This is a genomic window from Neisseria sp. P0008.S002, from assembly GCF_051962805.1.
Classification (GTDB): domain Bacteria; phylum Pseudomonadota; class Gammaproteobacteria; order Burkholderiales; family Neisseriaceae; genus Neisseria; species Neisseria perflava.
Genome location: NZ_JBQCUY010000018.1, coordinates 1 through 746 on the forward strand (window position 1 = coordinate 1; position 746 = coordinate 746).

The 746-nt window shown below is 57.6% G+C and carries 1 protein-coding gene; it reads left to right on the plus strand.

All coding sequences use genetic code 11. The features are described 5' to 3' along the window. On the plus strand, positions 1-746 hold a 746-nt coding region (locus ACTHSA_RS10795), incomplete at both ends, for an RHS repeat domain-containing protein (RefSeq protein ID WP_440378896.1).

Consider the following 746-nt stretch of genomic DNA (forward strand, 5'->3'; position numbering starts at 1 on the left):
CAAAGCAATCATGAAGGCCGTCTGAAAGAGCGTCCAGAGACTTGGCACATCCACCATTTCAAACGCAACATCCTCGGCCAACTGATCGAAAAACAAAGCCGCAAAGTGTCCCACAAAAACGGACAAAGCAAAGACGAAGGCATCAGCCGCACCCGTTTCGAATACGACCCCATTACCGGCAACCTGACCAAAGCCCGCAACCACTACAGCATCGTCGAACTCGCCTACGACGAACTCGACCGCCTTATCGGCGAAACCACCGTCCACAACGGCCAAAGCGCCACCGTAGGCTACCAGTACGACCCGTTGGGCAACCGCATCCGCACCATCCTGCCCGACGGCCGCCATATCGATTACCTGTACTACGGTAGCGGACACCTGCACCAAATCAGCCTCGACGGCGAAGTCGTCAGCGACATCGAACGCGACAAACTGCACCGCGAAATCCAAAGGACACAGGGCAGCATCAGCAGCCTGTACGACTACGACCCCATGGGTCGTCTGAAAAGCCAGCGTACCGTCCGGAGCGGCACACAAACGCTTCACGGCAAACAAAACCCGCTGGCCGGCGGCGCCGTCAACCGCCGCTACGCCTACGACAAAGCCGGCAACCTCATTCAAAGCGCCGATCAAAGAAGCGGCGTCCTCAATTACGTCTATGACAAAATCGGACGCATTCAAGAAGCCCGCAACAGCCAAACCGGCCGCAGCGAAACCTTCGCCTTCGACCCCGCCCACAACATCCT